This window comes from Streptomyces sp. NPDC054796 (assembly GCF_053611545.1).
The window spans coordinates 14,451-28,833 of sequence record NZ_JBSHAO010000030.1; the positions used below are offsets into that span (position 1 = coordinate 14,451).

Genomic DNA, 14,383 nt, shown 5'->3' on the forward strand with positions numbered 1-14,383 from the left:
ATGCCCCCTTTCCCCGGCGCCGCTGACACCTCTGACGTCTCCGAGGTTTCCGACGCGACTGACACGACTGACACGGCCGACGCGACTGCCCCGTCTGACGCCCTCGCCGAACTGCACCGCATCATCGACGGCACGGGCCCGCCCCGGCTACGGGAACGGCTCGCCGAGGCACTGGCCGCCGACGCCTCCGAGCCCTCCGGCGCCGCTGACACGAAGCCGTCTCTGACGCACCGTCAACTACGTGCCCTGGCCCAGGCTCTGCCCTCACCGTGGGAACTGTGCGAGAACCCCGAGGCCCTGGTGACGCTGAACGAGCAGGTGGCCCTCGCGGACCCGGTCCTGTGCATGGCCGTCATCAACCACTACGTCCTGTGCCTCAACTCGGTGCTGTCCCTGTCCGCCGACCCCGCCGCGCTCGCTTCCGAGGTGGAGGACCTGGGCGCGGGGCGCACCAAGGGCACCTACCTCGTGACGGAGATCGGCGAGGCGGGCAGCCACCTGTGTCCGCGCACCACGGCCGAATTCGACCCGACGCGAAGGGAGTTCGTGCTCCGGACACCGGACTCCGGCGCGGCGAAGTTCTCCGGCGTCGGCCGCACCCGCACTCCTCAGAGCGCCGTCGTGGTCGCCCGCCTGCTGGCCGGGGGCACCGACCGTGGTGTGTTCTCCTTCCTCGTCGACCTCAGTGACGCGTCGGGCCCCGCGCCCGGAGTGGAACTGTCCGACGTGCTCGCGGTGCGCGACCTCCCCGTCAGCAGCGCGCTGGTGCGGTTCGACGGTGTGCGGCTGCCGTACGAGCGGTGGCTGGGCGACGGCGCGACGATCGACGCCGAAGGTGTCTTCCACGACCCGCTCCCCTCCCCCGAGGCACGTCACCAGCGCACGTTGCACGTGGGCCGGACGCTGTGGGGCACGCTGCCCACGGCGATGGCGGCCATGGCCCGCACCTGCGCCGTACGGGCGCTGCGCCACGCCGCGCACCGGAGCAGTCACGGACGCCTGGCGCCCGGTTCCCCCGTACTGGCCTACCGTCCCCAACAGCACGCGCTGTTGGGCGCGTTGGCCGAGTCCTTCGCGCTGACCTGCGCGGGCAACGCGGCGCGCGAGATGTGGTTACGGACCATGGAGGACCCGCACCGCACCGCCACGGGCGCGGGCGCGGAGAGCGCCTTCGCACCCTGGGCCTCGGTCGACGCGGCCCTGGCGGTGCACAAGGTCCTGGCGGTGGACGGCGCCGCGCGGGTGACCGCGGAGTGCCAGCACCGCAGCGGCCTGGGCGGCTTCCTGGAGATCAACGGCCTGCCCGGATACCGCGGCTTCGCGCACTCCTTCGTCAGTGCGGGCGGCGACAACCGGCTGATCATGCTGGACACCGGCCGCTCCCTGGCCGAACAACCGCCGCCGGAACAGCCACCGTCCGGGCGAGGGGTGTCCGGCTCCCCCGTGACGGAGCCCGTGGACTCACCGGACTGGTGGCCCGCCGTCGCGGCCGCCCTGGAACACGACCTCACCACGCGGCTGCACCACGAGCTGAAGGACCGCGAGAAGCTCGGGCTCAGCGCGTTCGAGCTGTGGAATCCGCTGCTGGAGCACGCCAGGGAACTGGGCGAGGCCCACGCCGACCAGCTCGCCGCGACCGCCGTCGCCCGCACACTCGCCGACGTCGGCTCACCCGAACTGCGCGCCGCGCTGGAGCCGTTGGCCGCCCTGTACGGCACGCTCCAGGCGGGCCGACAGGCCGGTGCGCTGCTGGCGTCCGGTGTGCTCACCCCCGAGACGGTCCGTTCACTGGCCCAGGTACGGGACCGGCTGTGCGACCGGGTCCGGTCCCATCTGCCGCTGCTGGAGGCGGCCATGGCCCCGCCGGAGCGGAGCGGCACCGCGCCGCTGGGGAGGCCCAAGTACGCCGAGGCGCTCGCCGGATCGCTGGGCTGGCATCGGGGAGGTGCGGCATGAACCCGGAACGGAGCGAGGCAGCACGCATCGGTGTCCTGGGAACGGGCACCTATCTGCCACGCCGGCGCCGCGGCAACGACGAGGTGGCGCACGCCCTGGGCGTGACACCGGACTGGATCGCCGAGCGGACCGGGGTGTCCAACCGGCACGTCGCCGCCGAGGGCGAGGCGGCCTCCGATCTGGCGGCGGCAGCCGTCCGTTCGGCCGCGGCGGCCGCCGGGATCGACGCGGACCAGCTCGACCTCGTGGTCGTCGCCACCTCCACCCCCGACGAGCTGGGACCGTCAACCGCCTGCCGTGTCCAGGCACTCATCGGCGCGCGCAACGCCGTGGCACTCGATGTGGGTGCCGCATGTTCGGGCTGGCTCTTCGCCGCCCGCGTCGCGCGGGACTGGCTGTGCGGCGAGCGGCGCGCACACTACGCGGCGGTCGTGGGCGTCGAGGCGTACTCGAAGTTCCTCGACCCGCACGACCGCGGCACCGCCCTGCTGTTCGCGGACGGCGCGGCGGCCACCATCCTCGGCCCCGTACCGCAGACCGGTGGTGTGCCCCGGACGGGCGGCTTCGAGGAGATCACCCTCGGCTCCGACGGCACCAAGGCGCACCACGTCCTCATCCCGGCCGGTGGCAGCCGCGTGCCCGCCACACCGGAGAGCCTGGCCACCAACCAGCACATGATCTCCATGGACGGGCGGGCGGTACGCGACTTCATCGTCGACATCTTTCCGCGGATGCTGCACGAGATGCTCGCGCGGCACCGGCTGGACCTGAGCGACATCGACGCCTTCGTCACCCACCAGCCCAACCCCGTGCTGCTGCGCGGTATCGGGGAGAACCTGGGCATTCCGGCCGAGCGGCAGGTCATCGTCGGTGACGAGGTCGGCAACATCGGCGCCGCCTCGGCGCCCTACGCGCTGGCCACGGCGGCGAGCCGCGGGCTGCTCGCGCCCGGCGGACGCGTGCTGCTCGCCGTCTTCGGGGCGGGTGTCACCTGGGGCAGCGCGCTGCTGACCTGGAGCGGCGCCTCCGCCATCCGCGTCGGACACACCGGCGCGCGACGCACCGAAGCGGAGCCGGGACACACCGACGTCGCACACACCGGCGCGCGACGCACCGACGCGGGACCGGGACACACCGACGTCACACACGCCGACGCCGACCCCGCACCACCCCCGCACACCTCCTCCCACCTCGCATGAAGAAGGAGCCTTCCGTGAACACACTCGATTCCTTCCGGCTCGACGGGGCGCGCGCCCTGGTGACCGGTGCCTCCCGGGGCATCGGGCAGGCGATCGCCCTGGCGCTCGCCGAAGCCGGGGCCGACGTGGCCATCGCGGCGCGCAGCACCGAAGCGCTCAAGGGGACGGCGGAGCAGATCGCCCGCACAGGGCGCGACGCCTTCCCCCTGGCCGGTGACTTCAGCGTCCCGGAGGCCGCTGCGGAGGTGGTGACCCGGGCCGCAGAGACGCTCGGCGGGCTCGACACCGTCGTCCACTGCGCGGGAGTGCTGCCCACCCTCCCCGACGGAAGCCCCATCCTGGCGCCGCTTCAGGACACCGAGCAGGAGGACTGGAACACCGTCCTGACCGTCAACCTGAACGCCTCGGCCGCGCTCTGCCGTCAGGCGCACCGCTACCTCGTCGACTCGCCCCGCGCCGCGGTCGTGCTGCTCTCCTCCACCTCCGGCCTGATCGGCTCCCCCACCATGGAGGCGTACGCCGCCTCCAAGGCGGCGCAGGTCTCCCTCGCCCGCAGCCTCGGCGTCGGCTGGGCGCGGCAGGGCATCCGTGTCAACGCGCTGTGCGCGGGATGGACGCGCACCGACCTGACCGCGCCCTTCGAAGACGCGGCGCCCGTCTCCGAGTGGCTGATGAGCCATGTCCCCATGGGGCGCTGGGCGGAGCCCGAGGAGGTGGCGCGGGCCGCCCTCTTCCTCACCTCCCCCGCCTCCTCCTATCTGACCGGCACCGCACTGGCCCTGGACGGCGGTGTATCGGTCCCCGACGGCGGCCTGGCCGGTATCCCCAAGCCCCCTCCCCCCTCCTCCGCCGCCGCCTGAGAGCCGGTCCGGAAGGACAGGAAAGACCGGAAGGAAAGGAAAGAGAGGGCACACGAGATGACCGACCGACCCCGACGGACCGCGGTGATCCAGGGCCTCGGCTCCAGTCTTCCGCGGCGCGTGCTGCCGAACGAGGAAGTGGTGCGGCGCGGAGTGCTCGACACCACCGACGCGTGGATCCGACGGCGTACGGGCATCGCCCGCCGACGCCGCGCCGCCAAGGGCACGAGCACCGGAGACCTGGCGGTGGCCGCGGGCCGGGCCGCGCTGGAGTCTGCCGGTGCGCGCGAGGCGGACCTGGTGCTGCTCGCGACCACCACACCTGACCGCCGCTGCCCCGCCACGGCCCCGCACGTCGCCCACCGGCTGGGGCTCGGCCCGGCACCCGCCTTCGACCTGGCCGCGGTGTGCTCCGGCTTCGTCTACGGGCTGACGGTGGCACGCGGACTACTGCTGAGCGGCGTCTGCGAGCGCCCGCTGGTCATCGGCGCCGAGGTGTACTCCAGCATCGTGGACCCGCTGGACCGGGACACCGCGATCGTCTTCGGCGACGGGGCCGGTGCCGCCGTGCTCCGCGCGGGCGACCCGGCAGAGCCCGGGGCCGTGCTGGCCGAGGACCTCGGCTCGGACGGCTCCGGCACCGACCTGATCTCCATAGCGGCGGGCGGCTCCCGGGTCCCCGACACCTCACCGCGGCTCGATCGCGGTACGCGCTACTTCCAGATGCGCGGCCGGGAGGTGTACGGGCAGGCCGTGCGCCACATGACCCAGTCGTCGCGGGCAGTGCTGGAGGAGGTCGGCTGGGCGCCCGAGAGCGTCGAAGCCTTCATCGGGCACCAGGCCAACCAGCGCATCCTCGACTCGGTCGCGGAACGTGTCGGCATTCCGCCGCACTACCGCTTCGGCAACATCAAGGACGTCGGCAACACGGCCGGTGCCTCCATTCCGCTGGCCCTGGCCCACACCGCGCGCCAGGAGGTCGTACGCCCCGGCGCCCGCACCCTGCTGACCGCGTTCGGCGGCGGGCTGACCTGGGGCTCCGTCGCCGCCTCCTGGCCCTCGGCCACACCGGTGAGCCGGGAGCCCGAGACCGCCCACGAGATCGTCACCCCGTGCTGGAGGACCCCGCAGCGAAAGTAGGATCCCGCAGCGGAGATGACGACGTGACGCCGCCGGCACCGTCGCGGTCTCAGGACTCCTCGGGCGCCGCCTCGCGGGAGACCGGGGCGGCCTTCCTGCGCCGGTACAGCACCGCGCCGCACACCGCGACGAGCACGACCGCGACCCCGGCCACGCCGAGCGCCGTCCGCTCGGCGAACAGCCTCGCGAGGGTTTCAAGGATGCCGATCCCGGCGGTCGCGTACACCAGCGCCCACGCCGCGCCGCCCACGAACAGTGCGGGGAGGTAGCGCGAGAGGGGCATGCGCATGCTGCCCGCGAGGAAGTTGGCGGCGGTCTGGAAACCGACGGTCAGGAAGGAGACGGCCACCACGGGCGCGCCCCACCGCTGGATCGCCCGCTCGGCGCGCTGGAACTTCGGCGAAGAGACGCGCTCGGAGAACCTGCCGCGCCTGGCACCGGCACCGGCGAGCCATCCGACGGCGAACGTGCCTCCGGCACGCAGCAGCACGATGACGTAGAGACCGGCCGCCGCGAGTGCGACCTTATCCACGACGCCTCGCCCTCGTCCGCGTCCGCGTCCGGGCCCCCGCCCTCGGGACCGGGCCGCGCCCCGCTTCCCCCGTCACCCGGGTTCGCGGTTCTCGGCACAGCGGGCCTTCGACGGGCACGAGCCTGGTCTCCCTCTCTCACCTGCGGGCCTGCTTCCGCCGGACCCGCTCCGCGTGCGTGCCGGAGCGGCGTACCGCCGTGGCCTGACCCGGGCATGGTCTCTCACCGACGGCACCCGGCCCAGCAAGGGTAACCTAACCGAACGCGCGTATGGCCTGGCGAGGGGGCCGCTCCGCCGGTGCGGAATCCGTGGCCGTCGAGTGCCCCGGTCCCCCGCGACGATGCCCGTGCCCGCCGCCCCGCACTCCTCTTGCCACTGCTCTTGTCACCACCCTTGTCGACGGCGACACGCATCGCTATGTTAATCAGAAATCACATCCTGGAAACAGCGCCGACCGCTGTCGGCAACGTCAACTGCGAGCTAGACACGGCACGTTGCGACGTACGTCCTACCAGGAAAGCGAGCAAGTTAATGAGCAATCTCAGCCGCAGAAAGGTACTGACGCTCGGTGCCGCACTGGGCCTCGTGGGCGCGGCGGGCACCAGCGACGCGTGGGCGTGGTCGCCGAAGGGATCGGTTGCCGGAACCGGCACGGGCACCGACCCGGAATACGTGTGGGACGACGAGGTGGACCGGCTGCTGGTCTCCCTCATCGAGAACGGCCAGGTTCCCGCGGTCAACACCGCCATGGCGTCATGGGTGAACAACAACGACCCGCTGCCCACCGGTTTCCCGGCCGACCTCACCGCGTATCTGCGGAAGGTCAACACACTCCCTTCCTGGGCGGACCAGGCGAAGCTGGCGCGCGCGGCCGACTTCAACCGGCGCAAGGACACCTACCTCTTCCTGCTCTACGGCCTGGGCAGCGGGATCATGAGCACCGTCATCCCGCGGGAGGCCCGGAGCGTTTACTGGTCGGCGGGCGGCGCCGACATGAAGGACCGCGCGGCCAAGACCTTCACGTTCGGCTACGACCTGGCCCAGTTGAAGGGGTTCGAACCGTCGGGCCAGTTCGTCGTCACCGCGAACAAGACGCGTCTGGTGCACGCCGCGGTGCGCCATCTGCTGCCCCAGTCGCCCCACTGGACGTCGGGCGCGGACCAGGACATCCCGATCAGCAACGCCGACATCCTCGTCACCTTCCACAGTCTGGGCACCTACGTGCGCAGGAAGCTGCTCGACTGGAAGGTCCCGTTCCCGGCCGCGGACCAGGACGCCTTCCTGCACAGTTGGCAGGTCGCGCTGCATCTGCTCGGCGTACGGGACGAGTACATCCCCAAGTCGTGGGCCGACGCGGAAGAGCAGTCGCGTCAGGTGCTCACCCCGATCCTCGCCCCGACGACCGAGGGCATCGAACTGGCCGAGGACCTGCTCAGCCTGCCCTCCCAGGTCGACCTCGGTGTCACACGCGGATTCCTCAACGAGTTCGTGCGCTATGTCCTCAGCGACGAGATCGGCGACTGGCTGGGACTGAAGCGGGACCCCGGCGCACAGACCCTGATCCGCACCGTGTGGCCCGCCTTCATCAAGTTCCGCGAGGGCCTCTCGCCCGTCGCGCCCGGCGCCTTCTACATGTTCGACCAGTTCGTCCGCGCCCTGGCCATGGCGTTCCTCAACAACGGCTCCTCGGGGACCACCACCCCCATCGTCATCCCGACGGGGAACAGGCCCAGCTCCTGAACCACCCGCCGCCTGTCACCTCCCGCCCGCCACCGGGCGGCCGGTCACACGGATGCCCGTCCCACGGCACACCCGCCGCAGGACGGGCATCCGGCATCCGCCCGGTCCCTCCGCGCGGTCAAAGCCCCAGCGCGCTCACGACCAGCCCGGTCACGACGGCACGGTTCTCAGGGCCGTCCCGCCAGCGCAGACTCCGCCCGGCCTCGACCACCACACCGAACCCCGCGTGCACGAGAACGCGGGCCTGACGCGGGTCCAGTTCGGGTCGGGCCAGCCTCAACTGCTGCTCCCATACAGCGATGTGCTCACGCTGCGCCAGCACCAAGGGGCCCCGCAGCTCGGCCGGCAGCCCGACGAACTCGGCTTCGGCCACGCGCGTGAGGGCGGTGTGCTCGAAGCTGTACGCCACATACGTCGCGGCGAGGGCCGCGACGGCGTCCCGCGCGTCGGCCACGCCCTTCAGGCTCCGGTCCACCGCCTGGGCCAGCAGCCCGGCGGCCTGGAGGCAGGCCGCCGCCAGGATGTCGGCCTTGCCGGGGTAGTGACGGTAGAGCGCGGACGGGGCGATCCCCACCGCCTTCGCGATCTGGCCGTTCGTGACATTGGCGAAGCCGTCCCGGGCGAACAGCGGGACGGCGGCCGCGAGGATCTCCGCACGCCGCGAGCGCGGCACAGGCAGCGCGGGCAGCTCGACGGAACGCCCGCTCCCCCCGGCCGGTTCGGGGGCGGTCCCGACGACGCGCAGGGCGCACGCCAGCAGCAGTTCCTCGACGCGGTGCTGAGCGATGGACGTCCGGTGCATCGTGAGGGACCCGATCGCACCGAGAGCCGCCACGACCCGCAACCGCCCGCCGGGCGCCGAGTCCTCGTGCCCCGCCGCCTCGGTGACCCGCCCGATCAGGCTGCCGAACTTCGCCCGGAGCAGCCTGCTGTCCTCGCGGTTGAGGTATCTGGCCTCCCATCGGTACACGCCGCCCGACGCGCGATGCGCGACGGTGACCCGGATGAGGCTGGTGAACACCTCCGCCGGGTCCGCGTCGGACGGCAGCTCGTCGAGCGCGGCGACGAGCCGGTCCACCATGGCGTGGGCGCACTCGGCGAACAGCGCGTACTTGTTCGGGAAGTGGCGGTACAGTGCCGCGCCGGTGATGCCCACACCGGCGGCGATCTCCTCCATGGACGCCGCGTGGTACCCGCGCTCGCTGAAGAGCCGGCCCGCCGCCTCGACGATGAGCTGCCTGCGATTGCGGGGGCGAGCGGCGGAGATCGGCTCAGCGCTCATGAACGACCGGACGAACGGACGAGCACGGATACGGGGCCATGCCGCTCAGTCAACCACAGCCGGGCGGGCCCCGGGCCGCCTCATCAGCGCTGCTCGACAGCGGTATGCCGTCGGGCCGTCTCCCCCGGACGGCGGGGGGCGGCGAGCCGCGTGGATCACCAGTGCGGTGAGGACCGCGGCCGCCGCGATCGTCGCGGAGACTCTGGCGCGCCCGACGAGGGCGGGCACCAGCGCGGCACGCAGGTCCGCCGCCTCGGGCTCTGGGCGTTGCCCGAGCGGTCCAGCAGTCCGGTGCGGCAGGGCAGCTCTTCCGGCGTGATGAGGTTGCGCCTGCGCAGTTCGGCGGGCGCCATGCCGAGGATGGCGGTGCACCCGCCCAGGACCCGAGGTCCGCTCCGCCAGGCCGCTGTCGGTCAGCCGCCGGACGAGCGCGCCGAGGGACTGGTCCGTCTGGCCCGTGCGTACCGCGAGATCGTGCGCCGGGGAATCGGGCCGCTCGGTCACCGCCCGCAGGACCACGTACCGGGACATCGAGATACCGAGCGAAGCCGGCGCGGAATCGACCGCCTGGTGTTTCCGCTGGTGAACCTGCCGGAGCAGGAGGCCCGCCCGCCAAGCGTCACTCTCGCCGACAGCACTCCCTGTCATGCGGAGCGGCGTATCGAGTCCCCCTGCCCGGCATCCCATGGGCACGCGCTGGACACCCCCAGGCCGCAGGCCCTGGCGCCCCAGGAGCGGGCTCGCCCGGGGCCGGGGGAAGGTTCTTGGCGCGACGGCGGACAATGAGCCTCCGAGCGGCTCCGGCGGTTGAGGCCGGAGCGGGACCGCCGGACAGGACATCAGGAGGGCAAGCGTGACCGAGACCAGCGACACCCGACCCGACGCCGACAGAGCGCAGGAGGCGCCACCGAGCCGACTGCGGCGCCTGATGCGCTACCTCCCCATGATCGCCCCCGTCCTGCTGTGGGCCGTGCCGTGCTGGGTGCTCCTGCACACCGGCCAGCACTGGCCGCTCCCCGTCACACTGACCGGCACCGCACTGTTCGCCCTCGGCCTGATCGGCATGCCGCTCGCGATGATGCATGGCCACGGACGGCGCCAGCGGGACCGGGCTGCGATCGTCGGTGACACGCTGCTGGGCGGCATCTGGGTCCTGTTCACCTGGTCCGTCCTGCTCGGCGTCCTGCTGCGGCTCGCCCTGACCGTGGCTGGTGTCGGCGACGCACAGGACCGGGCGCGCATCGTCACCTGTGCGGTCCTCGGCGTAGCCGCCGTGCTGCTCGCCTGGGGGTACGCCGAGGCCCGACGCGTACCGCGCGTACGCCGACTGGATGTCCGACTCCCGCGCCTGGGCGCCGGGTTGGACGGCACCCGAGTCGCCCTGATCACCGACACCCACTACGGTCCGCTCGACCGCGCCCGCTGGTCGGCGCGGGTCTGCGAGACGGTGAACACCCTGGAAGCCGACCTGGTCTGCCACACCGGCGACATCGCGGACGGCACGGCCGAACGCCGTCGCGCCCAGGCCGCCCCGCTGGGCACCGTGCGGGCGACCCGGGCCCGTGTCTACGTCACCGGCAACCACGAGTACTACAGCGAGGCCCAGGGCTGGGTCGACCTGATGGACGAGCTGGGCTGGGAGCCGCTGCGCAACCGCCACCTGCTGCTCGAACGCGGCGGCGACACCCTCGTGGTCGCCGGCGTCGACGACGTCACCGCCGAGTCCTCCGGGCTGGCGGGCCACCGCGCCCACCTCGACGGAGCCCTCCACGGCGCCGATCCCGACCTCCCCGTCCTCCTCCTCGCCCACCAGCCCAAGTTCGTCGACCGCGCGGCGGCCCACGGCATCGACCTCCAGCTCTCAGGCCACACCCACGGCGGCCAGATCTGGCCCTTCCACCACCTGGTACGCCTCGACCAGCCTGCCCTCGCCGGTCTCAGCCACCACGGGCCCCGCACCCTCCTCTACACCAGCCGCGGCACCGGCTTCTGGGGCCCGCCCTTCCGCGTCTTCGCGCCCAGCGAGATCACCCTGCTCGTACTGCGCTCCCCGCAGCGGTCCGCCGCATCGTAGGGCTGTCCTCTCGTGTCGCCCGTCCGGGAACCCCCTCCCGCGCGGGGGCGTTGACAGGGGTTGCGGGGAGGGCGAGGGGAGTAGGACTGTGGCGCAGAGACACTCGCAGAACCCTTGGCAGCTGCTGCTGGTCGAAGACGACCGGGAACTGGCCGACATGCTGTCCGGCGCACTTCGGGACGAGGGATACAGGGTCGACGTCGCCACCGACGGCCAGCGCGGCCTGCACCTCGGCCTCTCCCGGCAGTACGACGTGCTCGTCGTCGACCGGCGCCTGCCCGCGCTCGACGGCCTCGACCTCATGAGCCGGTTACGGTCCCGCGCCGTCCGCACGCCGGTACTGCTGCTGACGGCGATGGGCACGGTGCACGACCGCGTCGACGGACTGGACGCCGGTGCCGACGACTACCTCGTCAAGCCGTTCGAGCTGGACGAACTGAGCGCACGGTTACGGGCGTTGTGCCGACGGGCGCTCGACGCCACCGACGTACTCAGGATCGGCTCCGCACATCTGCACGTCGGCCGCCGGGAGGTCGAGCTGGCCAACGGCGAGCAGGTCGCCCTCGCCGCCCGGGAGTTCGCGTTGCTGTGGGCGCTCGCCTCGCGGCCCACGACCGTGCACTCGCGGGCGGAGCTGCGCCGACTGGTGTTCCAGGAGGCGCCCGCTTCATCCATCGTCGACACCTACGTCTACTACCTCCGCCGCAAGCTCGGCCGACAGGTCGTGCGCACCGTCCGCGGTCTCGGTTACCGCCTGGGCGCGCTGTGAGACCGTCGGCGTCGGCCGAGTGGGCGCCGGTCCGCCGGGCGCGTATACGGATCGCCGTGATCACCGGGGCGATCATCACGCTGCTGATCACCGTCGTCGGCGGCGTCGCGCACGCGGTGATGGTGCACGCGCAGAACGGCCAGGTGTGGCGTGAGCTGCGCTACGGCGCGGGCTACGGCGATCTGACCAGCCCGCCGGTGTGCACCTGGCTGTTCGCGCCCGGCGTGGCCCCCCTGTCCAACGCCCCGGACGGATTCCCGTTGCGCGCCGACGTGAACCAAGTGCGCGGCACCCACGAGGCCGTGGAGCGTACCGTGGAACGTGACCACACGGTCTACCTGGTGCGCACGCAGGTCCGGCCGGACGGGGACGTGGTACAGGCGGTGTTCGACATGCGCTTCCAGCTGGCCGACCGTAATCATCTGTGGTTCGCGCTGGGTGTGGCCGAACTGCTGGGGCTGTTCGCCGCGGCCGTCACCGGGGCGCTCCTCGGACGACGGGCGGTGGCCCCGCTGGCGGAGGCCCTCACCCGGCAGCATCAGTTCGTCATGGACGCCAGTCACGAGCTGCGCACACCTATCACGCAGGTGCACACGCGGGCACAGGTGCTGGCCCGGCAGGCGGCGGACCAGGATCTGCCGGCCCCGCATCGCGAAGGGCTGGCCCGGCTGGTCGCCTCGGCAGGGCGGCTCGGTGAGGTGCTCGACGACCTGCTGCTGTCCGCGAGCCTCGCGTCGGGCCCGGCACGCCCTTCGGAGCGGCGGCCGGTCGATCTGGTCGCGCTGGCCCGCGCTGTGGTGGCCGAGGAGTCGGACCGGGCGCGGGTCCGTCGCCTCACCGTCGTCGTGGACGGTCCGCCGCATCCCCTCTTCGTCGACGGCATACAGTCCGCGCTGCGTCGCGCCATCGGTGAGCTGCTGTCCAACGCGATCAGGCACACCCCGGCCGGGGGACGGATCGAGGTGACGCTGTCGCGCTCGGCCGGCATGGTCGGGCTGGCCGTCACGGACACCGGGCCCGGCTTCGACCCCGCCACGGTGGAACAGCTCTTCCAGCGGTTCCACCGTGGCAGTGGGGACGGCGGGCGGTACGGGCTGGGGCTCGCGCTGCTGCGGGAGGTCGTCACGCGCCACCGGGGCACGGTCGCCGCGACCGGCCATCCGGGCCGCGGCGCCCGCTTCACCATCCAACTGCCGGAGTACGCGCCCCTGCCCGTCGTCCCGGCCCCTGCGGGCCCGGTCATGGCAGTTCGCGCGCGGCTAGCAGGCGTGCCGCGGCTCGGACGTCCGCGTCCAACGGACGGTCCGGCTCGACCGGAGGGATCACCTCGATGAGAGCGTCGAGGAGTTCCGCGCAGCGGGGCGCGGTAGGGCGGCGGGCGCCGACGTGCACGGCCTGGCGCAGACCGAGCGCGAGCGAGCCGGACAGCAGGCCGAGCAGCTCGGCCATGTCGTAGGAGCGCAGGGCCGCCTGGGTGCCGAGCGGCACGACATCCTGGTTGTGCAGGTTCGTCGGGAGGCTCTGCATGCCGGCCGGTGTCGCGTTGCGGCGGATCTCCGTGACGAGCGCGGTGCTGGCGAGCTGTACGCCCTGGAGACCGTGTTGCAGGCCCGGTGCGGTGGCGAGCATCGGCGGCAGCCCTCCGTTGCGCGCCGGATCGGTCAGCAGGTCGAGCTGCCGTTCGGCGAGGTTGCCCAACTGCGCGGTGACGGAGGCGAGCAGGTCGGCGGCGAAGGCGGCGGGCTGCCCGAAGAAGTTACCGCCGTGCACCACCTTTCCCTTTCCCTTCCCCTCTCCCTTCTCCTCCTCGCCGTCGGGGAAGAACAGCGGGTTGTCGCTGACGCCGCCGAGATCCGCCGCGACCACTCCGTCGACGTAGCGCAGCGCGTCCTCGGCGGCGCCGAGCAACTGCGGGACGCAGCGGATGCTGTACGGCTCCTGGAGCGGCCGGGTGCCGGAGGGGACGATGCCGGTGAGCGTCTCGCGTATCCGCGCGCCGACGTCGATCGCGCCGGTGTGGCCGAGGACGCGCAGCAGGTCCCCGTCGAGGAAGCCGGGCTCGCAGCCGAGCATGTCGGCCAGCAGACAGGTGAGGGCCATGAGTGAGCGGTGCGCCGTGCGGACGGTGTCGCGGGCGAGTGCCAACGCCGCGGTGGTGACGGAGGTGCCGTTGACGAGGGCCAGCGCGTCGCGGCCGTCGAGAGCGAGCGGACGGAGCCCGGCGGCGGTCAGTGCCTCGTCGGCCGGCATGCGGCGGCCGTCCACGTAGGCGTGCCCCCGGCCGCGCAGTGCCTGGGTGGCGTAGGCGAGCGGGATCAGGTCGCCGCTCGCGCCGACGGAGCCGTAGCGGGGGACGGCGGGCGAGAAGGTCGTGGCGAACATCGCGGCGAGCCGGTCGACGACCTCCGCCGACACTCCGGAAACGCCCTGGGCGAGGGACCAGGTGCGCAGCAGGAGGGCGGCGCGGCAGATGTCGTGCGGGAGATCCGGGCCATGACCGGCTCCGAGGTGGGCCAGGGTGTTGTCGCACTGGTCCGCCTCGTCGGGACGCCCCGCGTAGCCCACGAGTGCGCCGAATCCGGTGGTGGCGCCGTAGATACGGGGAGGGTCACCGGCGCTGCCACCGCCCTCACCGTGCCGCAGGCCGTGGAGGAACCGGCGACCGCGGTCCAGCCGCGCCCGGGCCTCGGCGTCCACGCTGAGGGTGAACGGGGTCGCCGCGCGGCGCAGCGCCGCGGAGTCCGGGGGGTCGGCGAGTGAGACGCTGTCGGTAGTGGTGAGCACGTCCGGGACCATAGGCGGGGAATCTCAGAGCGCTCTGAAATCCGGTG

General features: G+C 72.7%; 12 protein-coding genes. 8 read left to right on the plus strand and 4 right to left on the minus strand.

Annotated features, from left to right (window positions below):
• Genes ACWGJ2_RS23805 through ACWGJ2_RS23820 form a run of 4 tightly spaced genes read left to right on the plus strand, consistent with a single transcriptional unit; the run spans position 1 to position 5,155 of the window.
• Positions 1 to 1,956 (plus strand): acyl-CoA dehydrogenase family protein, encoded by a 1,956-nt coding sequence (locus ACWGJ2_RS23805; RefSeq protein ID WP_453348213.1) that lies wholly within the window; start codon positions 1 to 3, stop codon positions 1,954 to 1,956.
• Positions 1,953 to 3,155 carry a 3-oxoacyl-ACP synthase III family protein gene (locus ACWGJ2_RS23810; protein ID WP_453348214.1) on the plus strand — a complete coding sequence of 401 codons (1,203 nt, stop codon included), beginning with the start codon at positions 1,953 to 1,955 and terminating at the stop codon, positions 3,153 to 3,155. Before ACWGJ2_RS23805 ends, ACWGJ2_RS23810 begins: the two co-directional genes overlap by 4 nt.
• 14 nt (positions 3,156 to 3,169) lie before the next feature.
• The gene (locus ACWGJ2_RS23815) at positions 3,170 to 4,015 is read left to right on the plus strand and encodes an SDR family NAD(P)-dependent oxidoreductase (protein WP_453348215.1); all 846 of its coding nucleotides are present in this window, start codon (positions 3,170 to 3,172) and stop codon (positions 4,013 to 4,015) included.
• A 57-nt stretch (positions 4,016 to 4,072) separates the two neighbouring features.
• Positions 4,073 to 5,155, plus strand: coding sequence for a beta-ketoacyl-ACP synthase 3 (locus tag ACWGJ2_RS23820; protein ID WP_453348216.1), 1,083 nt, complete (start codon positions 4,073 to 4,075; stop codon positions 5,153 to 5,155).
• A gap of 49 nt (positions 5,156 to 5,204) precedes the next feature.
• On the opposite strand, the gene ACWGJ2_RS23825 is transcribed toward ACWGJ2_RS23820, so the two are convergent.
• Entirely contained in the window at positions 5,205 to 5,687 is a 483-nt protein-coding gene (locus tag ACWGJ2_RS23825) for a DedA family protein (protein WP_453348217.1), read from the minus strand.
• A gap of 531 nt (positions 5,688 to 6,218) precedes the next feature.
• On the opposite strand from ACWGJ2_RS23825, the gene ACWGJ2_RS23830 reads away from it, so the two are divergent.
• Positions 6,219 to 7,427, plus strand: a complete 1,209-nt coding sequence (locus ACWGJ2_RS23830) for an oxygenase MpaB family protein (RefSeq protein WP_453348218.1) — start codon at positions 6,219 to 6,221, stop codon at positions 7,425 to 7,427.
• A gap of 118 nt (positions 7,428 to 7,545) precedes the next feature.
• Here the strand turns inward: ACWGJ2_RS23830 and ACWGJ2_RS23835 are convergent, their stop codons facing one another.
• Both ACWGJ2_RS23835 and ACWGJ2_RS23840 read right to left on the minus strand, forming a co-directional pair.
• A complete protein-coding gene (locus ACWGJ2_RS23835; RefSeq protein WP_453348219.1) occupies positions 7,546 to 8,709 on the minus strand; it encodes a TetR/AcrR family transcriptional regulator in 1,164 nt (387 codons plus the stop codon).
• A 45-nt stretch (positions 8,710 to 8,754) separates the two neighbouring features.
• The gene (locus ACWGJ2_RS23840; protein WP_453348284.1) at positions 8,755 to 9,549 is read right to left on the minus strand and encodes a MarR family winged helix-turn-helix transcriptional regulator; all 795 of its coding nucleotides are present in this window, start codon (positions 9,547 to 9,549) and stop codon (positions 8,755 to 8,757) included.
• 13 nt (positions 9,550 to 9,562) lie between these two features.
• Here ACWGJ2_RS23840 and ACWGJ2_RS23845 point away from each other — a divergent pair, with 13 nt between their 5' ends.
• The 3 genes from ACWGJ2_RS23845 (at position 9,563) to ACWGJ2_RS23855 (ending at position 12,886) form a co-directional block, all read left to right on the plus strand.
• On the plus strand, positions 9,563 to 10,783 hold the full coding sequence (locus ACWGJ2_RS23845; protein ID WP_453348220.1) for a metallophosphoesterase: 1,221 nt from the start codon (positions 9,563 to 9,565) through the stop codon (positions 10,781 to 10,783).
• Positions 10,784 to 10,871: 88 nt separating this feature from the next.
• Positions 10,872 to 11,552, plus strand: a complete 681-nt coding sequence (locus tag ACWGJ2_RS23850) for a response regulator transcription factor (protein ID WP_453348221.1) — start codon at positions 10,872 to 10,874, stop codon at positions 11,550 to 11,552.
• A 56-nt stretch (positions 11,553 to 11,608) separates the two neighbouring features.
• On the plus strand, positions 11,609 to 12,886 hold the full coding sequence (locus ACWGJ2_RS23855; protein WP_453348222.1) for a sensor histidine kinase: 1,278 nt from the start codon (positions 11,609 to 11,611) through the stop codon (positions 12,884 to 12,886).
• Here the strand turns inward: ACWGJ2_RS23855 and ACWGJ2_RS23860 are convergent.
• Positions 12,792 to 14,336: an aromatic amino acid ammonia-lyase gene (locus tag ACWGJ2_RS23860; protein WP_453348223.1), complete on the minus strand. Its 1,545-nt coding sequence runs from the start codon at positions 14,334 to 14,336 to the stop codon at positions 12,792 to 12,794. The two genes, ACWGJ2_RS23855 and ACWGJ2_RS23860, sit on opposite strands and share 95 nt — an antisense overlap.
• Positions 14,337 to 14,383 lie beyond the last annotated feature (47 nt).

Excerpts from the sequence above, each read along its gene's own strand:
- ACWGJ2_RS23805 (WP_453348213.1), top strand. The coding sequence starts at position 1 with ATGCCCCCTTTCCCCGGCGCCGCTGACACCTCTGACGTCTCCGAGGTT.
- ACWGJ2_RS23810 (WP_453348214.1), top strand. The coding sequence starts at position 1,953 with ATGAACCCGGAACGGAGCGAGGCAGCACGCATCGGTGTCCTGGGAACG.
- ACWGJ2_RS23820 (WP_453348216.1), top strand. The coding sequence starts at position 4,073 with ATGACCGACCGACCCCGACGGACCGCGGTGATCCAGGGCCTCGGCTCC.
- ACWGJ2_RS23830 (WP_453348218.1), top strand. The coding sequence starts at position 6,219 with ATGAGCAATCTCAGCCGCAGAAAGGTACTGACGCTCGGTGCCGCACTG.
- ACWGJ2_RS23835 (WP_453348219.1), bottom strand. The coding sequence starts at position 8,709 with ATGAGCGCTGAGCCGATCTCCGCCGCTCGCCCCCGCAATCGCAGGCAG.
- ACWGJ2_RS23840 (WP_453348284.1), bottom strand. The coding sequence starts at position 9,549 with ATGTCCTGTCCGGCGGTCCCGCTCCGGCCTCAACCGCCGGAGCCGCTC.